This is a genomic window from Streptomyces sp. NBC_00162 (genome assembly GCF_024611995.1).
Taxonomy (GTDB): Bacteria; Actinomycetota; Actinomycetes; order Streptomycetales; family Streptomycetaceae; genus Streptomyces.
In genome coordinates this window covers 4,421,845-4,445,326 of sequence record NZ_CP102509.1, presented here as the reverse complement: position 1 = coordinate 4,445,326, position 23,482 = coordinate 4,421,845, and the positions used below count along the sequence as shown (strand labels likewise).

Below are 23,482 nucleotides of genomic sequence, written 5' to 3'. Positions count from 1 at the left end.
ATCATGGAGTCGGGAGCCGTCCAGAGGATTTGGGGGGAGATGTTTCACGTGAAACAGGCCGATGTTTCTCCTCCAGCTACCTCCCCCAGACTCCGTCCGGGGGGGACCCCCAGGGAGGTGCCCCCAGTGAAACGGATCGATGTTTCACGTGAAACACGCCGCTGCACGTGGAGCGGACGGTTTAGCCTCGATGGCTATGGCCCTCCTGCACCTCTTCGACCTCGACGGCACCCTGATGTTCGGCTCCGCGGCGCCGGTCGAGATCTCCCGACAGCTCGGCCTGAGTGCCGAGATCGCCGAGCTGGAGCGCTCGTTCAGCGCACGGGAGATCGGGCCGCAGGAGTTCTCGGTGGCCGCCCATGCGCTGTGGTCGGAGCTGACGCCCGCGCACGTCCGGGCGGCGTTCGACGGTTCCCCGTGGCTGGCGGGCATCCAGGAGGTGTGGCGGGAGATCCGGGAGCGCGGGGACTACTGCGCGGTGATCTCCTTGTCGCCTTCCTTCTTCGTGGAACTGCTGCTGGAGTGGGGTGCGCATGCCGCGCACGGTTCGGTGTTCCCGACGGTGCCGTTCACCGGGCCCATGGAGGTGTCCGGGATTCTGACGCCCGAGGGCAAGGTCACGGTGGCGGACCGGCTGTGCGCGCAGTTCGGGGTGAGCCGGGGCGACTGCGTCGCGTACGGGGACTCGATGACCGATGCGGTGCTCTTCGAGGTGGTGCCGGTTTCGGTGGCGGTCAACGCGCGGCCGTATCTGGCGGAGCGCGCCACACACGTCTACGAGGGCCGGGACCTTCGTGAGGCATACCAGCTTGCAGGGGTGCCGCGCCCGGGAGTTGAGGCATCTTAAGAGGAAAGTGGGTTCGAAACGCGGATTTCCCGCATTCCCCCACAGGCCTTTGGACCGGCTGGCACGCTGTAAAACCCGGAACCACGGATTCACAGAACGTGGCGTGTGCAACCCGACCGAGATGTTCGAAGCGAGGCACCGCATGGACGCTCCGCCCACCAGATCGGCCAGACGGGGGGCAGCCCGGATACCCGCCGAGGGCGGTGCGACCGAGCCCTCGCCGGATGCCGTGCTCATCCGCCGGACCCTCGCGGAAATCGCACCCGTCGCCGACAAGGTGACCTCGTACTTCTACGCCCTCGTGTTCAGCGGGCACCCGGAAGTGCGCGGCATGTTCCCCGTTGCCATGGACGTCCAGCGCGACCGGCTGCTGAAGGCCCTGATGACCGCGGCCGAGCACATCGACGATCCCGAGGTGCTCGTGCCCTATCTGCGGCGGCTGGGCACCGGGCACCGCAAGTACGGCACCATGGCGGGCCATTACCCGGTGGTGGGTGAGGCCCTCGTGGGGGCGCTGGCCCGGTACGCGGAGGCGACCTGGGGGCCGGAGGCCGAGGCGGCGTGGGTGCGGGCCTACACCGCGATCTCCCAGATCATGATCGACGCGGCGGCGGAGGACGAGGCCAGGACCCCGGCGTGGTGGCAGGCGGAGGTGGTCTCGCACGATCTGCGCACCTCGGACATCGCGGTGCTGACCGTCCGCCCCGACCAGCCGTACGCCTTCCTGGCCGGCCAGTACGCCAGCCTGGAGACCCCGTGGTGGCCCCGGGTGTGGCGGCACTACTCCTTCGCTTCGGCGCCGCGCGCCGACGGGCTGTTGTCCTTCCACGTCAAGGCCGTGCCCGCGGGCTGGGTCTCCAACGCCCTGGTGCGCCACGCCCGCCCGGGGGACGTGCTGCGCCTGGGGCCGCCCGCCGGGTCCATGGTGGTGGACCACACGACGGACAACGGGATGCTGTGCCTGGGCGGGGGCACCGGGATCGCCCCGATCAAGGCGCTGATCGAGGACGTGGCCGAGCACGGTGAACGGCGTCCGGTGGAGGTGTTCTTCGGGGCACGCAGCGACCACGACCTGTACGACAAGGACACCCTGCTGGGGCTGCAGCGCTCCCACCCGTGGCTGTCGGTGCGCCCGGTGGTCGGCGACTGGCTCGCCGGGCAGCTGCCGCAGGCGGTCGGCGAGTACGGGCCGTGGAGTTCGTACGACGCGTTCATATCCGGGCCGCCCGCGATGATCCGCAGCGGGGTCGACGAGCTCAAGCGGATCGGGATCCCCGGCGAGCGGATCCGGCACGACGCGGTGGAGGAGCTGGCGGGCGTGGCCGGCTGAGACCGGCGGCCAGCCCGCCGGTCCAGGTCGGGGCTCAGCCCAGGTCGGGGGCGTGCATGGCGCGTACGCCCTCGATGTTCCCGTCGAGGTAGTGCCGCAGGGACAGCGGAACGAGGTGGACGGCGGCGATGCCCACCCGGCTGAAGGGCACGCGGACGATCTCGTACTCGCCCTCGGGATGGTCGATCTCGGGGCCGTGCCGTTGGCTGGGGTCCATCGATTCGAGGTGGCAGACGAAGAAGTGCTGCACCTTCACGCCGGTCACTCCTCCGTCGGCGATGTGCTCGACGGTGTCGACGAAGCAGGGCACCACATCGGTGATCTTCGCGCCGAGTTCTTCGTGGACCTCCCGGTGGAGGGCGTCGACGACGGTGGCGTCAGAGGACTCCACCCCGCCGCCGGGGGTGAGCCAGTACGGATCGACGCCGGGCTTGGTGCGCTTGATGAGGATCAGGTCGTCACCGTCGAGCAGGATCGCGCGGGCGGTGCGTTTGACCACGGGACGTTCGGTCATGGGAGAAGAGTGGCCCACGGCTACCCTTCTGAAACGCGTCAGAGGCCGGAAAGAGAGGCTCACCAGCGTGCGGCGGCGTGCAGCAGCCGCTCGTGCGCGCGGGCGACATGGGCGAGGGCGAGGCTGCCGGCCCGCACGACGAGGAACCAGGTGCGCAGCGGCGGCACCGGGGGCTCCGCGAGGGCCACGATCCGGCCGCTGTCGAGGGAGTCCTGGCACAGGTAGCGGGGCAGGACGGCGAACCCGGCACCGGCCTCGACGCATTCGAGTACGGCCCTCAGGTCGGGCGCGACCACGGTGGCGGCGGCGTCACCGGCCTCGGGCCGGGTATCGAAGACTGCGGCCCAGTAACGGGTGACGAGAGGCAGGCTCTCGTGGACCTCGACGAACGGAATGCCCGCGAGAGCGGCGGGACCGGCTTCGCGCAGCTGGTCCGTGCCGATGAGGGCGGCCCAGTACGGCGCGGCGACCAGGACGTGCTCCTCGTCCCACAGCGCGGTGGCGGTGAAGAGCCCGCCCCGGGGGTGGGCGGTGGTGACGACGAGGTCGTGGTGGCCGGCGGCGAGCCCGTCCAGGGTCTCCTCGGCGCCGCTCTGGAGGGCGGCGCGCAGGGTGTGGCCCTGGCCGACCAGGGGCGCGAGGGCGGGCAGCACGCGCAGGCACAGGAACTCGGGGGGCCCGGCGACGTGGAGGGTGCGCGACGCGCCGGCGGCCTCCCGCTCCGCCTCGGTGATCCGCAGCAGCGCGTCGAGGTGCGGGGCGGCCTTGTGGGCCAGCTCGTCGCCCACGGCGGTGGGTGTGACACCGCGGGCCCGGCGGTGGAACAGCGGTCGGCCCAGCTGGCGTTCGAGCGTGCGGATCTGCGAGGTGACGGCGGGCTGGGACAGCCCCAGCAGTGCGGCAGCCCGGGTGAAGGAACCCGCCCGGTGTACGGCGACGAAGGTGCGCAGCAGGGCCAGGTCCATCGCGGCACCTCTCGGTGGGGGCCTTCAACTATAAATATGCCGATAGCCCCCTGTCGTTACCGTGATTGGACTCTGACGCAGAGTCAACTAGCCTTGTCACGTGGTTCTTCGCGGGCAGAACCCGAGGGCGGTCCGAGCCACGAGGGGGGAGGCTCGGACCGCCGTTCCACGGCCCGTTCAGCCGCCGTCGGCCGCGAGGACCGCGTGATCGAGGGCGTGCAGGACGTCTGCGACGAGGTCCTCGGTGTCCTCCGCGCCGGCCGAGAAGCGGATGAATCCCTCCGGCACGGCGTCGCCGCCCCACCGCCCGCGCCGCTCGGCGGTGGACCGTACTCCGCCGAAGCTCGTCGCGTCCTCGACCAGGTGCAGGGCCGCCATGAACCGTTCGGCGTGCGCGCGGTCGGGCAGCGTGAAGGAGACCACCGACCCGAAGCCTCGCATCTGGCGGGCGGCCGTCTTGTGGGACGGGTCCGAGGCCAGGCCCGGGTAGCGCAGTCCGGTGACGTCGGTGTGGTCGGCCAGGGCCTCTGCGACGGCCAGTGCGTTGGCCCACTGGCGCTGTGCGCGCAGCTGGATGGTGGCCAGGGAGCGGTGGGCGAGCCAGGCCTCCATCGGACCCGGGATCGCTCCGACGATCTTGCGCCACTGCCGGACGCGGGCGGCGAGTTCCGCGTCGCGGCAGACGACGTAGCCGAGCAGTACGTCGCCGTGTCCGGTCAGGCCCTTGGTGCCGCTGGCGACCGAGAAGTCCGCGCCGAGCTCGAGCGGCCGCTGGCCGAGCGGCGTGGCGAGGGTGTTGTCGACGGCGACCAGGGTCCCGCCGGCGTGCGCCGCTGCGACGAGGCGGCGTACGTCGCACACGTCGAGCCCCGGGTTGGAGGGGGTCTCGATCCACAGCATCCGGGCGCCGTCGAGTACCGCGAGCTGGGCGTCGTCCCCGGTCGGGGCGGTGCGTACCTGGATTCCGTAGGCCTCGAGCTGCGTCCGCAGCAGGGGGAGCGCCTGGTAGCCGTCGTCGGGCAGGACCACGGTGTCACCGGTGCGCGCCTGGGAGAGCAGGACGGCGGAGACCGCGGCCATGCCGGAGGCGAAGACGACGGTGTGCACGTCCTGGCCGGGGGCTTCCAGCTCTCCTACGGCCTGTTCCAGGAGGGTCCAGGTCGGATTGGTGTCGCGGCCGTAGGTGTACGGGCCTTCGACGTCGCCGGGGAGGTGGAAGTGGGCGGCGAAGACCGGTCCGGGCAGGGGCGGTTCGTTCTTGACGGGCTCGGGCAGCCCGGCGCGGACGGCGAGCGTGCCGTCGCCGAGCCCGGCGGTCTCGTGCGTGTGCTCGTTCATGGGGTGGGCTCCTTCACGGCCTCGCGTACGGCGTCCAGCAGACCGGGGCTCGCCGCCTCGACCAGCTCCAGACACTCCTCGAACCCGTCGAGAGAGCCGTAGTAGGGATCCGGTACGTCGGTTTCCGCGGCCGGGGCCGGATCGTAGGACCGCAGCAAGCGGACCTTGGCGGCGTCGTGCGCAGTGGGGGCGAGCGCCCGCAGATCCCGCAGGTGCCCGGCGTCGAGAGCGATGACGAGGTCGAGGTGGTCGAACCAGGAGGCCCGGAACTGCCGGGCCCGGTGGTCCTGCTCGTATCCGGCGGCCTCCAGGACCGAGACGGTGCGCGGGTCGGCGCCGTCGCCCTCGTGCCAGCCGCCGGTTCCGGCGCTGTCGACCTCGACCAGGGCGTCGAGCCCGGCCTCGGCGACGTGGGCGCGGAAGACGGCCTCGGCCATGGGCGAGCGGCATATGTTGCCCGTGCAGACGAAGCACACGCGGTACATGGGCAGCCCGTTCAGTTCTTGTCGGGCAGGACCATGTTCACGGCCCAGGAGACGATGGAGATGATCAGGCCGCCGACGATCGCGGTCCAGAAGCCGTCGACGTGGAAGCTGAGGTCGAGCTGGTCGGCCAGCCACGAGGTCAGCAGCAGCATCAGGGCGTTCACGACCAGGGTGAACAGGCCGAGGGTGAGGATGAACAGCGGCAGCGAGAACAGCTTCACCACGGGCTTGACGATGAAGTTGACCAGGCCGAACACGAGGGCGACCAGCAATAGGGTGAGCGTCCTGCGGCCCAGGCTGCTCCCGTCGTCGAGGGTTATCCCGGCAAGCAGCCAGATGGCGACGGCCAGGGCCGCGGCGTTGGCGAGCGTCTTGACTACGAAATTCGTCATGTGTCTGATCGTGGCAGAGAAGATCCCGGTGGAACATCCGCAGATCAGCGGATGTGAGGGAACGATCGAGTACAAGGGGCACAACAACGATGAAAGCCTTCCGGCTTGACGAGCTCGAGGCGGAGCGGGCCGCCAACGACGGCGCCTATCTGCAGTTCGTACGCGAGCGGAACATGTCGGTCGGGCTGTACGCGCTCGACGCGGGACAGAGCGATCCGCAGCAGCCGCACCGCCAGGACGAGGTGTACTTCGTCGTGAGCGGCCGGGCCTCGATCACGGTCGGGGAGGAGACGACGACGGTGGCGCGCGGCAGCGTCGTCTACGTCCCGGCGGGGGTACCGCACAAGTTCCACCACATCAGCGAGGACCTGCGGGTGATGGTGGTGTTCTCCCCGCCGGAGGGCTGAGCGGCTCCCTGCCGGATGAGGGTCGTGGCCCCGGTCCCCCTAGGGGGCGGATCAGGGGACTCCGGGGGCTCGCGGGCCCCCGCCCGAGTCCGCCGCCTCCTAGCATCGAGAGCAGGAAGTCACGGACGAGGAAGACGAGGAAGAGGTCGAAGACATGGACGGCATCCGAGAGGTATTCGCAGGCATGCCCTGGTGGGTCAAGTGGGTCGCGGTCCCGCTGCTGGCGCTGTTCGTCTTCGGCGGTGTGATCACGAGCATCCTGGGCGCCCTGATCTCGTTCGTCTTCAAGCTGCTGCTCTTCGTCGGTCTCGTCGGCGGCCTGATCTTCTTGGTGAAGAAGGTCAGCGGCAAGGGTGCGAAGTCCTCCTCCGGGGAGTGGTAGAAGGACTCGGACCGGACGGTTCCGGATTGGGCCAGGCGGGGGAACGTGCTGGGCGAAACCGCTCACACCACGGGAATCGGTGGATAGAGTGGCAATCTGGGCCGTCCCCTGGGCACCGAAAGCCGGTACTGCCGCTCTGAACTGCGGCTCTGTCAAGTAGCTGCTGAGCATCACCCCCAGGAGTCACGGCATACGCGGGGGCGGCCCCCGCAGGGCGGGCCCCCCAAGCCCGCCGCCACGCCTGGGGGTGAGCTTTGTCTTCGGTTCACAACGCCGGTGTGCCGACTCTGATCGGTTCGGTGCAGCGGGCGCTGAGGCTGCTCGAAGCGGTGGGCTCGCACAGCGAGGGAGCCCCGGCGAAACAGCTGGCCCGTGAGGCCGGACTCCCGCTCCCCACCGCGTACCACCTGCTGCGCACCCTGACGCACGAGGGCTACCTGCGCCGGGAGAGCGGAGTCTTCGTTCTCGGCGACGCAGCCGGGCGGCTCGCCGGCGGCGGACTCCAGCAGAAACGTCGCAGCATGATCCTCGACTCGCTCGCGCACTTCCGCGACGCCGTCGGGGCCCCCGTCTACTTCGCGGTGTTCCGCGAGGGTGAGATCGAGGTCGTGGGCGTCTCGGACACTCCGGCCAGCCCGGCCTGCGAGGAGTGGGCCGACTTCCGCGAGACCGGCCACGCGCACGCCATCGGGCAGTGCCTGCTCGGCCAGCTCGACGAGAAAACGCGCAAGGACTATTACGACCGGCACCCGGTCGAGTCCATCACCCCTTATACCGTGCCGGATCAACGCTCTCTTGAACACCGGATCGGATCTCTGGAGCGAATGCAGCCAGTGACCGAGCGACAGGAATATGCCCTCGGCACGGTATGCGCCGCCATCCCCATTACTGCGGGTGATACCGCCGCGACCATGGCGATTTCTCTTCCTCTGCACCAAGAAGCACGCTTGCTCTATGCAGTTGATCGGCTACGGAGTGAAGTAGGCGCGCTGTTGAGCACCCTCTCGTTCTCTATCAGTATCTGAAAACTCACTCCTTGTGATCTGCTAGCGCTTCCACCACTCTTGTCAAGAGGGTCCTGGGGGACCATTCCTGGCCACTTCCACTACAGCGGGGTAGGCAATGCGCGAGTCGGTACAGGCAGAGGTCATGATGAGCTTCCTCGTTTCCGAGGAGCTCTCGTTCCGGATTCCGGTGGAACTCCGGTACGAAGCTCGTGATCCCTACGCAGTCCGCCTGACCTTCCACCTTCCCGGAGATGCGCCCGTGACCTGGGCGTTCGGCCGGGAGCTCCTCCTCGACGGCATCAACAAGCCGTGCGGTGACGGCGATGTGCACATCGCCCCCACCGATCCCGAGGAACTGTCCGACGTCCACATCCGTCTCCAGGTCGGCGGCGACCGGGCCCTGTTCCGCGCCAGCGCGGCGCCGCTCGTCGCGTTCCTCGACCGCACCGACCGGCTCGTTCCGCTCGGCCAGGAGCGGAACCTGGGTGACTTCGAGGAGAACCTTGACGACGCACTCGGCAAGATCCTGGCCGAATCCCGGCAGAACGAGCAGAACGCGGGCTGAACCTGCGGTTTGACGGACTCAGCGTGCCGACGCGCTGAGCGCCACTTCCCTCCCGAACACTCTCAGCGCTTGCGCCGACGGCCCCGGCCGCTGCGGACCGGCTCCGAGGCCGCTCCCGTGCCCGGGGTCCCCGGCCGGTCGGCCGAGACGACCAGAGCCGCCAGCGCCGTCGTCACGGGGACCGAGGCCACGAGACCGATCGAGCCCACGAGGGTCCGTACGATCTCCACCGCGACCAGCTCGCTGGTCGCCACCGAACCCATGCTGCTGTTCGCGATCGAGAACAGCAGGAGCAGCGGGAGCGCGGCACCCGCGTACGCCAGCACCAGGGTGTTGACCACCGATGCGATGTGGTCGCGGCCGATCCGCATGGCTGCCCGGTACAGGCCGCGCAACCCCATCGAGGGGTCGGCCTGGTGGAGTTCCCAGACCGCCGAGGTCTGGGTGATCGTCACATCGTCCAGTACGCCCAGCGATCCGATGATCACGCCTGCGAGCAGCAAACCGCTCATGTCGATGTCCGGGTAGAGCCCGTGGATCAGACCCGTGTTGTCGTCCGTGTTGCCGCTGAGGAACGCCCAGTCGATGAACACCGAGCCCAACAGCCCGATCAGCAGCAGTGAGACGAGCGTGCCGAGGACGGCGACCGAGGTGCGGGCGGTCAGTCCGTGGCACATGTAGAGGCCGATGAGCATGATGGCGCTCGCCCCGATGACCGCGACGACGAGCGGGTTCGACCCTTGCAGGATGGCCGGGAGGATGAAGAGGGTCAGCACGCCGAAGCTGATGACCAGCGCGATCAGTGCGAACAGCCCGCGCAGCCGGCCGACCACGACGACCGCGACGGCGAAGATGCCGGCCAGCAGCGCCATGGGGAACTTGCGGTCCACGTCGATCACCGAGTACTGGAGGTCCCGCGGGGCGTCCGGTGCGTACGCGACCACCACCCCCTGGCCGTTCGTCAACTGCCGTGGTGCGCCCGGCTGGACGATCTCCACGAAGGTGCGGCCCTGGTCCGGTCCGGTGGTGACCTTCACCGTGGCCTTCTTGCACTCGCCGGTCTGCGCGGCCTGGGCCTCGCGGCCCTCTGGGGTGGACGTGTCGCCGGTGGGCGGCACCTGCGAGGCGTTCACCGATTTGCAGTCGACGTGCTCGATCGAGACGACCGTGCCCTGCTGGGTCTGGCGGTCGAAACCGACGCCGGTGCGCTCGTGCGCGGGCGCGCCGCCCGGCCAGAGCACCGCCATGCCGATGAAGACGGCGGCGGCGAAGGGGATCAGCACGGCCGCGATGACCTTGCGCAGGTGCTTCGAGACGGGGGCCGCCGGGCCGTGGCCGTGGCTGTGGGAATGACCGGCGGACTGCCCGGAACCCGAGTGTGAGTGGCCGGTGTGGCCAGCGGGATCCGTGGGCTCGGTGGGGGGCTGCGGCGAGGTCGTCACTGGCAGATCATCGCAAGAGATGAGGGGGCCCACTGTTCAGCACGCCCTAGATGACGCTAGCGTGGGGGCACCTTTGCACAACGCGGGAGCTCGGAGCACCGGGCTGAGAGGGCGCTGATCACCGTACGAGCATCACGGATGCGTACGGGAAGAGGCTGCGTCGACCGCCGAACCTGTTACCGGGTAATGCCGGCGTAGGGAGATAGGTCTCATGACCATTCAGGACGCACGCACGCCTGCCGTCAGCCAGGACGCCGACGGCCAGACCGAGCGCCAGCCGGGCTGGCACAAGGGGTACGTGGCGGGCTCCCGCCCCGACATCCGGGTGCCGGTCCGCCAGGTCCACCTCACCAACGGCAAGGACGTGACGCTCTACGACACGTCCGGTCCGTACACCGACCCTCAGATCGAGACCGACGTGCGCCGCGGTCTCGCGCCGCTGCGCGAGAACTGGATCATCGGTCGCGGGGACACCGAGGAGTACGCGGGCCGTCCCGTGCGCCCCGAGGACGACGGAATCAAGCACACCTCGCCGCGGGGTGGGCTCAAGAACCTCGACGCGGTCTTCCCGGGCCGCCCGCGCCAGCCCCGCCGGGGCCGTGGCGGCGCCGCCGTCACGCAGCTCGCGTACGCCCGCCGGGGCGAGATCACCCCGGAGATGGAGTACGTCGCGATCCGCGAGAACGTCTCCCCCGAGGTCGTCCGTGAGGAGATCGCCGCAGGTCGTGCGGTGCTTCCGGCGAACGTGAACCACCCTGAGATCGAGCCGATGATCATCGGCAAGCGGTTCCTGGTGAAGGTCAACGCCAACATCGGCAACTCCGCGGTCACCTCCTCCATCGAGGAGGAGGTCGACAAGATGACCTGGGCGACCAAGTGGGGCGCCGACACGGTCATGGACCTCTCGACGGGCCGCAACATCCACACCACGCGTGAGTGGGTGCTGCGCAACTCCCCGGTCCCGATCGGCACCGTCCCGCTCTACCAGGCGCTGGAGAAGGTCGACGGCCGTGCCGAGGACCTGACCTGGGAGATCTACAAGGACACGGTCATCGAGCAGGCCGAGCAGGGCGTCGACTACATGACGGTCCACGCCGGCGTGCTGCTGCCTTACGTGCCGCTGACCGCCCGTCGCAAGACCGGCATCGTCTCGCGCGGCGGATCGATCATGGCCGCGTGGTGCCTGGCGCACCACAAGGAGAACTTCCTCTACACGAACTTCGAGGAGCTCTGCGACATCCTCGCGACGTACGACGTCACGTACTCGCTGGGTGACGGCCTGCGCCCCGGTTCCATTGCGGACGCCAACGACGCGGCGCAGTTCGCGGAGCTGAAGACGCTGGGCGAGCTGAACACGATCGCCAAGCGGCACAACGTCCAGACGATGATCGAGGGCCCGGGCCACGTCCCGATGCACAAGATCAAGGAGAACATCGACCTCCAGCAGGAGATCTGCGAGGAGGCGCCGTTCTACACGCTGGGTCCGCTCACCACGGACGTCGCGCCCGCGTACGACCACATCACCTCGGGCATCGGCGCCGCGATGATCGCCTGGTGGGGCACCGCGATGCTCTGCTACGTCACGCCCAAGGAGCACCTGGGCCTGCCCAACCGTGACGACGTCAAGACCGGCGTGATCACGTACAAGATCGCCGCGCACGCCGCGGACCTGGCCAAGGGGCACCCGGGAGCCCAGGAGTGGGACGACGCGCTGTCAGACGCCCGCTTCGAGTTCCGCTGGGAGGACCAGTTCAACCTGGCCCTCGACCCGGTCACGGCGCGTGAGTTCCACGACGAGACCCTGCCCGCCGAGCCGGCCAAGACCGCGCACTTCTGCTCCATGTGCGGTCCGAAGTTCTGCTCGATGAAGATCTCGCAGGACATCCGCCGTGAGCACGGCGGTGACCTGAAGGCCGAAGAGATCCAGGCGGGCATGGCGGAGAAGTCCGCCGAGTTCGCGGCGTCGGGCAACCGCGTCTACCTGCCGCTGGCCGACTGACGCACGGCTCACCGACAAGGGCGCCGCTCCACGGCCGGTCTGGCCGGGGGCGGCGCCTTGGTTTCACGTGAAACACCGACGGCCGCGGGCGAGCTCTACTGCGGTTCGTGTTCCGGGCCGCCGAAGTCCGGACTCGAGAAGTCCGGCGGCGTGTAGCCGGGCCGGGGGCCCTCGGAGGGGGATCCCGGACTGGTGAAATCAGGAGCCGTGTACCCCAGGTGGGGCATCCGGCTGCCGCGTCTGCGGGGGGCCGGAAAACCGGTTCCCGCGCTCGGGTCGGCCAGCGCGTCTCGCAGGAACGGCATGATGCCGCGCTCCAGCAGTGCGTGCCGCCAGGCCTCGCGGGCCCGCGCGACCTCGTCCGGTATCTCCTCGGCCCCGTCCGCGGCCACCTCGGTCGCGCCGTTGCGTATGGCAGTCACCAGCAGGCCGATCACGGCGAAGACCAGGGCGGCGACGGTGAGCACCCCGAAGAACGAACCCGCCGTCAGCATGGTCTCGGCGAAGGCCGGTTCGGGCTCGATCATCTTCAGGATGTAGCCCACCAGCAGGAATATCAGCATGGCGGTGCCGGCCAGGACGGGCGCGAGGACCACGATCACGGCGCCGAGGCCCGCGCCGCCCGCGCCGGCCTGTCCGCCGGCCTCCTCCCCCGTCGTCCCGGGAGTGGAGAGGACCTCGTCGCGCCGTTCCTCGCGGACCTTCACGTAGTGGTCGTACTCGGTGGCGGCGGCTGCGGTCAGCAGGGCGCTGGCCCCCAGGGCCATGGTGCGCAGTTGTTCGGCGTTCAGGCGTTCGCCGAGGGCGGCGAGCTCGGGCCGTTCGTGTGCGGTGCGCAGCGCCTCGTCGAGGAGCCGATCAAACTCCGGTCGGTCTTCGGTCAGCAGGTGCGGAGCGCTGGTCATGTGCATCCCCCGATGCTCCGTGGGGGCCGGTTTGCCCGCGTAGACCCGGGCGCCGGCACAAACGGAGGAGAGCCTGCTACGGATAGAGCGATGGTAGAGGGCCCACACCGCAGGTTGACAGGGGCTTTCCAGAAATACCCCCTGCGTGACAACCCTTAGTCACTCAGAGGAAGTTGCACGACGAGCAGCTTGCCCGCCATCGTGACCCCGCCGTCCATCGCGATGGCGAGCCCCGCCGCGTACACGTGGGGGCCGTCCACTGCCTCCGGTCCGCGGGACTCGTCACCGTCCTCGGTGCCCACTTCGCCGAGCAGGTAGGGGATGGGGCTGTGCCCGTGCACGACGCGGCTGCCGCCGTAGGTACCGAGCAGTTCGCGTACGGCTCCGGGGCCGGTCTCCTCGTCGCGGAAGGCGAACCGCTTGGTGAACTTGCGGAAGAGGTCCCAGGTGATGTCGGCGTCGTTGCGGTTGAGCAGTTCGTGGATGGTGTCGTTGACGTCCTCGATCGAGTCGCCGTAGTCCAGGTAGGCCGTGGTGTCGGAGTGCAGGAGCAGGTGCCCTTCCTCCAGGACGGCCGCGTCCAGGCGGGACATCCACTGCAGGTGTACGTCCTGAAGGCGCTCCATGTCGGTGCGCTGGCCGCCGTTGAGCAGCCAGGCCGCCTGGAAGGTGGCGGTGCCGGCGCCGGAGGAGACGGGGGTGTCGCCGAACCGCTTGGCGCCGATGAGCAACAGCTCGTGGTTGCCCATGAGGGCCTTGCAGTAGCCGCCGGCGGCCGCTGCCTCGGCGGACAGCCGCATGACGAGGTCGATGACGCCGATGCCGTCGGGGCCGCGGTCGGTGAAGTCGCCGAGGAACCAGAGGCGGGCGTTCCCGGCGGACCAGCGGCGCTCCGCGTCGATGAGGCCCTGGGCGTGGAGTTCGGTGACGAGTTCGTCGAGGTAGCCGTGGACGTCGCCGACGACGTAGAGCGGGCCGGGACCGGCGGCCGCCACGTCCTGGGGCACGTACTGGACCTGCACGGTGTCGCCGGGGCCGCCGAGCGCGCCGCGCCCGATGACGGGCAGGTCGCGGTGGGTCGGGGTGTACCCGTCGAAGTCGTCGTCGGGCTCGGATGCGGGTTCGGGCTCCGTGACCGCGTGCACCTCGTGGACCTCGTACGCCTTGTGATGCGGGACGGGCGGTGCCGCGGGCTGCATGGCCGACTGCGGCGTGTAGCCCGGCTGCGGGGGAACGCTCCGTGCGCCGTCCTCGTAGTACGCCGGGTACTCGCCGTAGACGGGGGCCTCATCGGGCAGCCCGGCGGATACGGCGTACGGAACGGGTTCGGTGACCGGCACCCGGAAGTCCCGCAGCGTTTCCGTCCGCATCGCGGGTCCCTGACCGGCCCCCTGAGTCATCGACCCCTCCACCACCGTCGCGCTGCCGTACACCTGCGGACCCTCCTGACCTCCAGGGAGGAGGGTCCGTGATGTCGTGCGCCCATCATAGGAATGCGGCTCGCGCTCTGTGACGCACCAGGGGTGGTGAATCCTTTGCGGAGCCGATCGTTCCTGCCGATTTCTCCCGATATCGGTGTTGCGGAAATCCGCGGCCGGGCTGTTGGCCAAGCCGACCGGACGGTCTGGCGGTCAGTCCTGGGCCGGAGAACGGGGCGGGCTGACGGTCGTACGGGGCTGCCTGCGCTGTGACGAAGTTCGGATGATGAGCTCGGTCGGGACGACCTGTTCGACGGGGCGTCCGGTGTCCACTCCCTCGATCGCGTCGATGAGCAGCTGCACGACGGCGGTGCCGATGCGGCGCGGTTTGAGGGAGAGGGTGGTGATGGGCGGTTCGGTGTTGGCGTACACGGTGGATTCGCTGCAGCACACGAGCAGCAGGTCCTCCGGGACGCGCAGGCCGTAGCGCCGGGCGGCGGCGAGCAGGTCGGTGCCGTTGGGGTCGAAGAGCCCGTACACGGCGTCGGGCCGGTCGGGGCGGGCGAGGAGCCGGTCGGCGGCCACGGCACCCGCGCAGGGGTCGTGGGCGGGATAGGACTCGTAGACGGGGTCCTGGCCGACGCGCTCGCACCAGCTGAGGTAGGCGGTGGTGGAGAGCCGGGTGTAGGTGTCGGTGGTGGTGCCGGTCAGCAGCCCGATCCTGCGGGCGCCGGCGGCGGCGAGGTGGTCGAGCAGGCCCAGTACGGCGGCCTCGTGATCGTTGTCGACCCAGGCGGTGACGGGGAGGGAGCCTGCCGGGCGGCCGTCGGAGACCACGGGCAGGCCCTGGCGGACCAGTTCGGTGACGACGGGATCGTGGTCGGAGGGGTCGATGACGACGGTGCCGTCGAGGGCGACGTTGGACCACACGTCGTGTCGGGAGGTGGCGGGGAGGATGACGAGGGCGTAGCCGCGCGCGAGCGCGGCGGAGGTGGCGGCCCTGGCCATCTCGGCGAAGTAGGCGAATTCGGTGAAGGTGAAAGGTTCATCCCCGTACGTCGTCACGGTCAGGCCGATGAGGCCCGACTTGCCGGTACGGAGGGTGCGGGCGGCGGCTGACGGGCGGTAGCCCAGCCGGTCGGCTACCTCGCGAACGTGGCGGCGGGTGGCGTCGGGCAGCCGTCCCTTGCCATTGAGCGCGTCGGAGACGGTTGTGATGGAGACGCCCGCCGCGGCGGCCACGTCCCTGATGCCTGCCCGGCCCTGTCGGCCGGCGGCCCGCCGGGTGGTCTCGGTCCGGCTCACCTGATGCTTCCCTGCTGCTGTCATGGCGAGCCGATAGTAGGGCTCGGTGGGGTGGGTGGTCCGTGTGCATATGCACGCGTTGACAGGCACGTTTCTGCATGGTTCGCCACCCCCAATGACCTTGGAACTGAAGGCATTTGATCCCTTGACCCTGTGGTGAAGCTTGTCGGCGGCCACGGGCATGCCAAAACGGTGTGGTCTCGGGCCGGTCTCAACTCACCTGCACGAGGGACGCGCGCCACGGCGCAGGCCACCGGCGCGCGCATATATGCGCGCGCTCCCCCGCATTCCAGGCGCCCCCATTCTCGGGAGAGCGGAATCCTCATAAGGTGAGCAGTATTGAGTCGACGGCGACGTCGGACGGGATGGTCGAGGAGGACCTGCGGTGAGCGAGAAGAGCCCGAGGCTGCGCGCCGAGCTGGATGGCATTCCCACGTACAAGCCCGGGAAGCCGGCTGCCGCGGGCGGGCCCGTCGCGTACAAACTGTCCTCGAACGAGAACCCCTACCCGCCGCTGAGCGGGGTGCTGGAGAGCGCGGTCGCGGCGGCCGGGAACTTCAACCGGTACCCGGACATGGCCTGCACCGGCTTGGTGAACGAGATCGCGGAGCGGTTCGGGGTGCCGGTCGAGCACATCGCCACCGGCACCGGCTCGGTGGGTGTGGCCCAGTCGCTGATCCAGTCGACGGCCGGCCCGGGCGACGAGGTCATCTACGCCTGGCGCTCCTTCGAGGCGTACCCGATCATCACGCAGATCTCGGGTGCGACCTCGGTGCGGGTGCCGCTGACCGAGGGCGATGTGCACGACCTGGACGCGATGGCCGAGGCGATCACCGAGCGGACCCGGCTGATCTTCGTCTGCAACCCCAACAACCCCACCGGCACCGCCGTGCGCCGTGCCGAGCTGGAGCGCTTCCTGGACCGGGTGCCCTCGGACGTCCTGGTGGTGCTGGACGAGGCCTACCGCGAGTTCGTGCGCGACGCCGACGTGCCGGACGGCATCGAGCTGTACCGCAACCGCCCGAACGTCTGCGTGCTGCGTACGTTCTCCAAGGCGTACGGGCTCGCCGGCCTGCGCGTCGGCTTCGCTGTGGCGCACGAGCCGGTGGCCGCGGCGCTGCGCAAGACGGCGGTGCCCTTCGGCGTCAGCCAGCTCGCGCAGGACGCGGCGGTCGCCTCGCTGCGCGCCGAGGACGAGCTGATGGGGCGCGTCGGGGCGCTGGTGTGCGAGCGGAACCGGGTGCACGAGACGCTCCTCGCGCAGGGCTGGACCGTGCCGGACACCCAGGCGAACTTCGTGTGGATGCGGCTGGGGGAGCGGACGGCCGACTTCGCGGCGGCCTGCGAGAAGGCCGGTGTGGTGGTCCGGCCCTTCGCGGGCGAGGGCCTGCGGGTCACGATCGGTGAGACCGAGGCGAACGACCTCTTCCTGCACACGGCGGAGGCGTTCTTCAAGGAGCTGTAGGCCTGGTCAGGCCAGTTCCACGCGGATGGGATCGCCGTCGCGGACGGTGGACAGCAGGCGGGGGTCGCCGTCGAACGAGCCGAGCACGTTGCACGGGCTCGCCAGGCGGCTCTCGCCTCCGCGCGAGATGGGCGTGGGGCCGTAGGGCAGGGCGAGCGCGTCGCCCTCGGTCCAGAAGGCGACCGTGCCGGGCTCGACGACCTGCTGGGCGTCGTGCTCCAGGGCGACGGAGACGCCGGTGTCGAAGTAGACCTCCTCGCCCCAGGTGTTCGCGGAGGCGGAGATCGGAAGGGCCTCGGCCAGCGCCTTGCTGGTCGGGGTCTCGTCGAGGGTTGCGGTGAGCTGACCCGCAGGCCAGGAGATTCGTATCTTCATGAGCCGCATTCAACAATCTGTTGAATCTGTTGGCTAGAGGGGACCCGCCCGAAGGGGCCGGATGCCGGTGCGACATAATGCTTGTGAATGTGAACGCGTTCACAAGCGTGTCCCGCTTCCTCCCGAATTGAGCGGGACACAACAGGCAGACTGCGGCTGTGACCACGGCGAACCGAAGGAGACGACGACGTGGACCTAGCTTTGGCGCCAGAGACCCTGGCGCGATGGCAGTTCGGTATTACCACCGTCTATCACTTCCTGTTCGTCCCCTTGACGATCTCGCTCGCCGCGCTCACGGCCGGCCTGCAGACCGCGTGGGTGCGTACCGAGAAGGAGAAGTACCTCAGGGCCACGAAGTTCTGGGGAAAGCTCTTCTTGATCAATATCGCGATGGGTGTCGTCACCGGCATCGTCCAGGAGTTCCAGTTCGGCATGAACTGGTCCGACTACTCGCGATTCGTCGGTGACATCTTCGGGGCCCCGCTGGCCTTCGAAGCGCTGATCGCCTTCTTCTTCGAGTCGACCTTCATTGGTCTGTGGATCTTCGGCTGGGACAAGCTGCCGAAGAAGATCCACCTGGCCTGCATCTGGATGGTGTCCATCGGCACCATCCTTTCCGCCTACTTCATCCTGGCGGCCAATTCCTGGATGCAGCACCCGGTCGGTTACCGCATCAACGAGGAGCGCGGCCGGGCCGAGCTCACCGATTTCTGGCACGTGCTCACCCAGAACACCGCGCTCACCCAGTTCTTCCACACCATGACGGCCGCCTTCCTGGTCGGCGGCGCGTTCATGGCCGGCATCGCCGCCTTCCACCTGGCCCGCAAGAAGCACGTCCCGGTGATGCGCAGCTCGCTGCGGCTCGGCCTGGTCGTCATGATCATCGCCGGACTGGGCACCGCCATCAGCGGCGACCTGCTCGGCAAGGTGATGTTCAAGCAGCAGCCCATGAAGATGGCGGCCGCCGAGGCGCTCTGGGACGGCGAGGCGCCGGCTCCCTTCTCGATCTTCGCCTACGGCGATGTCGACAAGGGCCACAACAAGGTCGCGATAGAGATTCCGGGCCTGCTGTCCTTCCTGGCGAACGACGACTTCACCTCCTTCGTCCCGGGCATCAACGACGTCAACAAGGCCGAGCAGGAGAGGTTCGGGCCCGGCGACTACCGGCCCAACATCGCGGTCGCCTACTGGGGCTTCCGGTGGATGATCGGCTTCGGCATGGCCTCGCTGGGCGTCGGCGTGCTGGGGCTCTGGCTGACCCGCAAGAAGTTCATGCTGCCGCCGGGGCTGCGGACCTCGGAGGACGAGGTCCCGAACCTGGTGCTTTACAAGCAGGCGCTGAGCCCCAAGTGGGGAAAGCTGTACTGGATCGTCGCGCTCTGGACCATGGGCTTCCCGCTCATCGCCAACTCCTGGGGCTGGATCTTCACCGAGATGGGCCGCCAGCCCTGGGTGGTCTACGGCGTCCTGCGCACCCGGGACGCGGTCTCGCCGGGTGTCTCCCAGGGCGAGGTCCTCACGTCCATGATCGGCTTCACGCTCCTGTACGCGGTGCTCGCCGTGATCGAGGTCAAGCTGCTCGTGAAGTACGTCAAGCTCGGGCCCCCCGAACTCACGGAGGCCGACCTCAACCCGCCCACCAAGATCGGCGGGGACGACAAGAACTCCGACCGGCCGATGGCCTTCTCGTACTGAGGCTGAGGAGACCACACGATGCAACTCCACGACGTCTGGTTCGTGCTCATCGCCGTTCTGTGGATCGGCTACTTCTTCCTGGAGGGCTTCGACTTCGGAGTCGGCGTACTGACCAAGCTGCTCGCCCGTGACCGTACGGAGAAGCGGGTCCTGATCAACACCATCGGGCCCGTCTGGGACGGCAACGAGGTCTGGCTGCTCACCGCGGGCGGTGCGACCTTCGCCGCGTTCCCCGACTGGTACGCCACCCTCTTCTCCGGGTTCTACCTGCCGCTGCTGCTCATCCTGGTCTGCCTGATCATCCGGGGGGTGGCGTTCGAGTACCGGCACAAGCGCCCCGAGGACAAGTGGCAGACCAACTGGGAACACGCGATCTTCTGGACCTCGCTGATCCCCGCGTTCCTGTGGGGTGTGGCCTTCGCCAACATCGTCCGCGGTGTGAAGATCGATCAGAACAAGGAGTACGTCGGCACCTTCCTCGACCTGCTCAACGGCTACTCGATCCTCGGCGGCCTGGTCACCCTGACCCTGTTCACCTTCCACGGCGCGGTCTTCACCTCGCTCAAGACGGTCGGTGACATACGGGACCGCTCCCGCAGGCTCGCGATCCGGCTGGGCCTGGTTACCGCGGTGCTGGCCCTGGTCTTCCTGACCTGGACCCAGTTCACGCGCGGCGACGCCAAGAGCCTGATCGCCATGGTGGTCGCGGTGCTCGCGCTGGTGGGGGCCCTCGGCTTCAACCTGGCGGGCCGCGAGGGCTGGGCGTTCGCACTGTCCGGGGTCACCATCGCGGCGGCCGTCGCGATGCTCTTCCTGACGCTGTTCCCGAACGTCATGCCGTCCTCGCTGGACGATGCCTGGAACCTCACGGTCACCAACTCCTCGTCCAGCCCGTACACCCTGAAGATCATGACCTGGCTCGCGGCAGTGGCCACGCCGCTCGTCCTGCTCTACCAGGGCTGGACGTACTGGGTGTTCCGCAAGCGGATCGGGACGCATCACATCGTCGACGCGCACTGAGTTCCGACGTGTGAGCCCCGCCGCCCCGCCCCTCCTGCCTGACCGACTGACCCTGCCTGGGGGATGTTTCACGTGAAACCGATCGACCCGCGCCTGCTTCGGTACGCCCGTTCCACCCGCCTCTTCCTGGGCGCGGTGGTGGCCCTGGGCCTGGCCGGGGCGGGGCTGGTCGTCGGTCAGGCGATGCTGATCGCCGAGATCGTGGTCGGTGCCTTCGAGGAGGGGCTGGGCGGGGCCGCGCTCCGGACGCCGCTGCTGCTGCTCGCGGCGGTGGCGCTGGGCCGCGGCCTGATCGCCTGGCTGACGGAGCTGGCCGCGCACCGGGCCGGTGCTGCGGTCAAGTCGGAACTGCGGGGCCGGCTGCTGGACCGGGCCGCGGATCTGGGACCGGGCTGGCTGAACGGTCAGCGGACCGGGTCACTGGTCGCCCTGGCCACCCGGGGCGTGGACGCACTCGACGACTACTTCTCCCGCTACCTGCCCCAGCTGGGGCTCGCGGTGGTCGTACCGGTGGCGGTGCTCGCCCGGATCGTCACCGAGGACTGGGTGTCGGCGGCCATCATCGTCGTCACCCTGCCCCTGATCCCGCTGTTCATGGTCCTCATCGGCATGGCCACCCAGTCCCGGATGGACCGCCAGTGGCGGTTGCTGTCACGCCTGTCGGGCCACTTCCTCGACGTGGTGGCGGGACTGCCCACACTGAAGGTCTTCGGACGGGCCAAGGCCCAGGCCGAGTCGATCCGCAAGATCACTGACGACTACCGGCAAGCGACGATGCGGACCCTGCGCATCGCCTTCCTCTCCTCCTTCGCGCTGGAACTGCTGGCGACCCTGTCGGTGGCGCTGGTGGCGGTGACCATCGGCATGCGGCTGGTCCACGGGGAACTGGACCTCTACACCGGACTGGTCATCCTGATCCTGGCGCCCGAGGCGTACCTGCCGTTGCGGCAGGTCGGCGCGCAGTACCACGCGGCCGCCGAGGGGCTGGCGGCCGCGGAGGAGATCTTCGAGGTCCTGGAGACCCCTGTCGCGCGTCCGGCAGGCGGGGCCGCCCTGCCGAGCGGCACTCCCCTGCGCATCGAGATCGACGGGGTCGCCGTCCGGTACGAAGGCCGGGGTCAGGACTCGCCCGGGCCGGTCTCGCTGACCGTCGAACCGGGGGAGTGCGTGGCCCTCACCGGCCCGAGCGGGGTCGGCAAGTCCACGCTGCTCCAGGTGCTGCTGGGGTTCGTGGCACCGACCGCGGGACGGGTTCGGATCGCGGGCACGGACCTTGCCGGGCTGTCGCCGGAGCAGTGGCGGGAGCGGGTGGCGTGGGTGCCGCAGCGCCCGCACCTGTTCGCCGGGACCATCGGGGAGAACGTACGGCTGGCCCGCCCGGGAGCCTCGGAAGCGGAGGTGACCCGGGCCCTGGAGGACGCCGGGGCCTGGGAGTTCGTGGCCACACTGCCGCGCGGGGTGGAGACCTCCCTGGGCGAGGGCGGTGTCGGACTGTCCGCCGGGCAGCGCCAACGGCTGGCCCTCGCACGGGCGTTCCTGGCGGACCGCCCCGTGCTGCTGCTGGACGAGCCGACCGCGGCGCTGGACGGCGAGACCGAGGCCGGCGTGGTGGACGCGGTCCGGCGGCTGGCCGTGGGCCGGACCGTCCTGCTGGTCGTGCACCGGCCGGCGCTGCTCGCCGTCGCCGACCGGGTGGTGGCGATGGCCGCGCCAGGAGCCGGGTCCGGGCCGCTCCCCCGGCCGGTGGCCGGCCGGGCCGGGGCTCCGGAGCCGTCCGCGTCCGACGCCGGGGAGTGGATCCTCGGGGCTGCGGCCGAGCGGGCGCGCGCCGTCGGCGGGACCGACTCGGGCGGGAGCGATCCGCTGCGCCGGGTACGGGCCGTGGCCAAGGCGTGGCAAGGCCGCTTCCGGCTCGGGCTGTTGCTCGGAGCGCTGGCCGTGGGGTGCAGCGTCGGGCTGATGGCCGTGTCCGGCTGGCTGATCTCGCGGGCCTCCGAGCAGCCTCCCGTGCTCTATCTGATGGTGGCCGTGACCGCCACGCGGGCCTTCGGCATGGGGCGGGCGGTCTTCCGGTATGCCGAGCGGCTCGTATCGCACGACGCCGTGCTGCGGATGCTCGCCGATCTGCGCGTCTCCGTGTACCGGAGGCTGGAGCGCATCGCCCCCGCCGGACTGCGCGAGCACCGGCGCGGGGACCTGCTGACCCGGCTGGTGGCCGACGCCGACGCACTGCAGGACTACTGGCTGCGCTGGCTGCTGCCGGTCGGGACCGCGGTGCTCGTCGGCACCGGCTCGGTCGCCTTCACCACCTGGCTGCTGCCGGAGGCCGGAGCCGCGCTCGCCGTCGGGCTGCTCCTCGCCGGCATCGGCGTTCCGCTCGTCAGCGGGGCCTGCGCCCGGCGTGCCGAGCGCCGGCTCGCGCCCGCCCGGGGCGAGCTCGCCACCCAGGTGGCCGATCTGCTCACCGGCACCGCCGAGCTGACCGTCGCCGGGGCGCTGGAGGACCGCAAGGGCCGGGCCAGGCAGAGCGACGGCGTGCTGACGCGGATCGCCGCGCGCGGAGCGGCCGCGGCCGGGCTGGGCGGTGGGTTGTCCGCCCTCGTGTGCGGGCTGACCGTCGTGGCCTCGGCGGCCGCGGCCGCGACCGCGGTGCACGACGGACGGCTGTCCGGGGTGGTCATGGCCGTCGCCGTACTGACCCCGCTCGCCGCCTTCGAGGCGGTCAACGGCCTTCCGCTCGCCGTCCAGTACCGCCAGCGGGTGCGCCGTAGCGCCGAGCGGGTCTACGAGGTCATCGACGCACCGGCACCGGTGGCCGAGCCGGAGCAGGCCGCCGCGGCCCCCGGCTCGCCCTTCCCGCTGAGGCTGACGGGGCTCGCCGCACGGCACCCCGGCCAGGAGCGAGACGCGCTGCGGGGCGTGGACCTGACCCTGGAAGCCGGCCGGCGCATCGCCGTCGTCGGCCCGTCGGGATCCGGCAAGACCACCCTCGCGCAGGTCCTGCTGCGCTTCCTGGACCCGCGCGAAGGCACGTACACCGTGGGCGGGACCGACGCGTGCACGCTCGACGGCGACGACGTGCGCGTGCTCGTGGGGCTCTGCGCCCAGGACGCGCACCTCTTCGACAGCTCGGTACGGGAGAACCTGCGGCTGGCCCGGACCGGAGCGAGTGAGCAGGAGCTGCGGGATGCGCTGGCCGCGGCGCGGCTCCTGGAGTGGGCCGACGGATTGCCGGACGGGCTCGACACGCTGGTCGGCGAGCACGGTGAGCGGATCTCGGGCGGCCAGCGCCAGCGCCTGGCACTGGCCCGGGCGCTGCTCGCGGACTTCCCCGTACTGGTGCTGGACGAGCCGGCCGAGCATCTGGACCTGGCCACGGCGGACGCGCTGACGGCGGACCTGCTGGCGGCGACCGAGGGCCGTACCACCGTGCTGATCACGCACCGGCTGGCCGGGCTGGAGGCGGTCGACGAGGTGCTCGTGCTCGACGGCGGAGAGGTCGTACAGCGCGGCGCGTACGCCGAGCTGGCCGTCGCCGAGGGACCGCTGCGGCGGTTGCTGGAGCGGGAAAGGGAAGCCGACGGGACCGTGGCCGACTTTCTCCAGGCCGACTTTCCCCGCTAATC

The 23,482-nt window shown here is 69.9% G+C and carries 21 protein-coding genes and 1 riboswitch; of the genes, 11 read left to right on the top strand and 10 right to left on the bottom strand.

The window, feature by feature from the left end; all coding sequences use genetic code 11:
- Nucleotides 1–196 precede the first annotated feature (196 nt).
- On the top strand, nucleotides 197–847 hold the full coding sequence (locus JIW86_RS20725) for an HAD family hydrolase (protein ID WP_257559375.1): 651 nt from the start codon (nucleotides 197–199) through the stop codon (nucleotides 845–847).
- Nucleotides 750–2,177, top strand: coding sequence for a globin domain-containing protein (locus JIW86_RS20720; protein ID WP_322975621.1), 1,428 nt, complete (start codon nucleotides 750–752; stop codon nucleotides 2,175–2,177). Before JIW86_RS20725 ends, JIW86_RS20720 begins: the two co-directional genes overlap by 98 nt.
- A 34-nt stretch (nucleotides 2,178–2,211) precedes the next feature.
- Here the strand turns inward: JIW86_RS20720 and JIW86_RS20715 are convergent, their stop codons facing one another.
- From JIW86_RS20715 to JIW86_RS20695, 5 genes are all read right to left on the bottom strand, one after another.
- Nucleotides 2,212–2,691 (bottom strand): NUDIX domain-containing protein, encoded by a 480-nt coding sequence (locus JIW86_RS20715; RefSeq protein WP_215139781.1) that lies wholly within the window; start codon nucleotides 2,689–2,691, stop codon nucleotides 2,212–2,214.
- A 59-nt stretch (nucleotides 2,692–2,750) separates the two neighbouring features.
- Nucleotides 2,751–3,656 (bottom strand): LysR family transcriptional regulator, encoded by a 906-nt coding sequence (locus tag JIW86_RS20710; protein WP_257555338.1) that lies wholly within the window; start codon nucleotides 3,654–3,656, stop codon nucleotides 2,751–2,753.
- 177 nt (nucleotides 3,657–3,833) lie between these two features.
- Nucleotides 3,834–4,994 (bottom strand): cystathionine gamma-lyase, encoded by a 1,161-nt coding sequence (locus JIW86_RS20705; protein WP_257555337.1) that lies wholly within the window; start codon nucleotides 4,992–4,994, stop codon nucleotides 3,834–3,836.
- On the bottom strand, nucleotides 4,991–5,479 hold the full coding sequence (locus JIW86_RS20700) for a low molecular weight protein-tyrosine-phosphatase (protein ID WP_257555335.1): 489 nt from the start codon (nucleotides 5,477–5,479) through the stop codon (nucleotides 4,991–4,993). The genes JIW86_RS20705 and JIW86_RS20700 overlap by 4 nt, the downstream gene beginning before the upstream one ends.
- Before the next feature lie 11 nt (nucleotides 5,480–5,490).
- A complete protein-coding gene (locus JIW86_RS20695; RefSeq protein WP_215139777.1) occupies nucleotides 5,491–5,871 on the bottom strand; it encodes a phage holin family protein in 381 nt (126 codons plus the stop codon).
- A gap of 89 nt (nucleotides 5,872–5,960) precedes the next feature.
- Between JIW86_RS20695 and JIW86_RS20690 the strand changes: the two genes are divergently transcribed.
- The 4 genes from JIW86_RS20690 (at nucleotide 5,961) to JIW86_RS20675 (ending at nucleotide 8,232) form a co-directional block, all read left to right on the top strand.
- Nucleotides 5,961–6,278, top strand: coding sequence for a cupin domain-containing protein (locus JIW86_RS20690; protein ID WP_215139776.1), 318 nt, complete (start codon nucleotides 5,961–5,963; stop codon nucleotides 6,276–6,278).
- Nucleotides 6,279–6,432: 154 nt separating this feature from the next.
- Nucleotides 6,433–6,660 (top strand): DUF5326 family protein, encoded by a 228-nt coding sequence (locus tag JIW86_RS20685; RefSeq protein WP_215139775.1) that lies wholly within the window; start codon nucleotides 6,433–6,435, stop codon nucleotides 6,658–6,660.
- A 287-nt stretch (nucleotides 6,661–6,947) separates the two neighbouring features.
- Entirely contained in the window at nucleotides 6,948–7,685 is a 738-nt protein-coding gene (locus tag JIW86_RS20680) for an IclR family transcriptional regulator (protein ID WP_322975620.1), read from the top strand.
- 97 nt (nucleotides 7,686–7,782) lie between these two features.
- Nucleotides 7,783–8,232 carry an SsgA family sporulation/cell division regulator gene (locus JIW86_RS20675; protein ID WP_215139773.1) on the top strand — a complete coding sequence of 150 codons (450 nt, stop codon included), beginning with the start codon at nucleotides 7,783–7,785 and terminating at the stop codon, nucleotides 8,230–8,232.
- Between the two features lie 62 nt (nucleotides 8,233–8,294).
- On the opposite strand, the gene JIW86_RS20670 is transcribed toward JIW86_RS20675, so the two are convergent.
- Nucleotides 8,295–9,674 carry a YibE/F family protein gene (locus JIW86_RS20670; RefSeq protein ID WP_257555331.1) on the bottom strand — a complete coding sequence of 460 codons (1,380 nt, stop codon included), beginning with the start codon at nucleotides 9,672–9,674 and terminating at the stop codon, nucleotides 8,295–8,297.
- 72 nt (nucleotides 9,675–9,746) lie between these two features.
- Nucleotides 9,747–9,892: riboswitch (TPP riboswitch) on the top strand.
- On the opposite strand from JIW86_RS20670, the gene thiC reads away from it, so the two are divergent.
- Nucleotides 9,886–11,673: a phosphomethylpyrimidine synthase ThiC gene (thiC, locus tag JIW86_RS20665; protein WP_257555330.1), complete on the top strand. Its 1,788-nt coding sequence runs from the start codon at nucleotides 9,886–9,888 to the stop codon at nucleotides 11,671–11,673. (Overlaps the previous riboswitch by 7 nt.)
- Nucleotides 11,674–11,768: 95 nt before the next feature.
- Here the strand turns inward: thiC and JIW86_RS20660 are convergent, their stop codons facing one another.
- The 3 genes from JIW86_RS20660 to JIW86_RS20650 all read right to left on the bottom strand — a co-directional run bounded on the left by JIW86_RS20660 (nucleotide 11,769) and on the right by JIW86_RS20650 (nucleotide 15,325).
- Nucleotides 11,769–12,584 (bottom strand): hypothetical protein, encoded by an 816-nt coding sequence (locus JIW86_RS20660; RefSeq protein ID WP_215139771.1) that lies wholly within the window; start codon nucleotides 12,582–12,584, stop codon nucleotides 11,769–11,771.
- Between the two features lie 149 nt (nucleotides 12,585–12,733).
- Nucleotides 12,734–13,993, bottom strand: coding sequence for a metallophosphoesterase (locus tag JIW86_RS20655; protein WP_257559374.1), 1,260 nt, complete (start codon nucleotides 13,991–13,993; stop codon nucleotides 12,734–12,736).
- A 216-nt stretch (nucleotides 13,994–14,209) separates the two neighbouring features.
- Nucleotides 14,210–15,325: a LacI family DNA-binding transcriptional regulator gene (locus JIW86_RS20650; protein WP_215013179.1), complete on the bottom strand. Its 1,116-nt coding sequence runs from the start codon at nucleotides 15,323–15,325 to the stop codon at nucleotides 14,210–14,212.
- Between the two features lie 361 nt (nucleotides 15,326–15,686).
- Between JIW86_RS20650 and hisC the strand changes: the two genes are divergently transcribed.
- A complete protein-coding gene (gene hisC, locus JIW86_RS20645) occupies nucleotides 15,687–16,766 on the top strand; it encodes a histidinol-phosphate transaminase (RefSeq protein WP_215139769.1) in 1,080 nt (359 codons plus the stop codon).
- 6 nt (nucleotides 16,767–16,772) lie between these two features.
- On the opposite strand, the gene JIW86_RS20640 is transcribed toward hisC, so the two are convergent.
- Nucleotides 16,773–17,141: a cyclophilin-like fold protein gene (locus JIW86_RS20640; protein WP_215139768.1), complete on the bottom strand. Its 369-nt coding sequence runs from the start codon at nucleotides 17,139–17,141 to the stop codon at nucleotides 16,773–16,775.
- 189 nt (nucleotides 17,142–17,330) lie between these two features.
- On the opposite strand from JIW86_RS20640, the gene JIW86_RS20635 reads away from it, so the two are divergent.
- From JIW86_RS20635 to cydD, 3 genes are all read left to right on the top strand, one after another.
- Nucleotides 17,331–18,836, top strand: coding sequence for a cytochrome ubiquinol oxidase subunit I (locus tag JIW86_RS20635; protein ID WP_257555326.1), 1,506 nt, complete (start codon nucleotides 17,331–17,333; stop codon nucleotides 18,834–18,836).
- Between the two features lie 18 nt (nucleotides 18,837–18,854).
- Entirely contained in the window at nucleotides 18,855–19,856 is a 1,002-nt protein-coding gene (gene cydB, locus JIW86_RS20630; protein WP_257555324.1) for a cytochrome d ubiquinol oxidase subunit II, read from the top strand.
- A gap of 72 nt (nucleotides 19,857–19,928) precedes the next feature.
- Nucleotides 19,929–23,480, top strand: a complete 3,552-nt coding sequence (cydD, locus tag JIW86_RS20625; RefSeq protein WP_257555323.1) for a thiol reductant ABC exporter subunit CydD — start codon at nucleotides 19,929–19,931, stop codon at nucleotides 23,478–23,480.
- The last annotated feature ends 2 nt before the right edge of the window (nucleotides 23,481–23,482 follow it).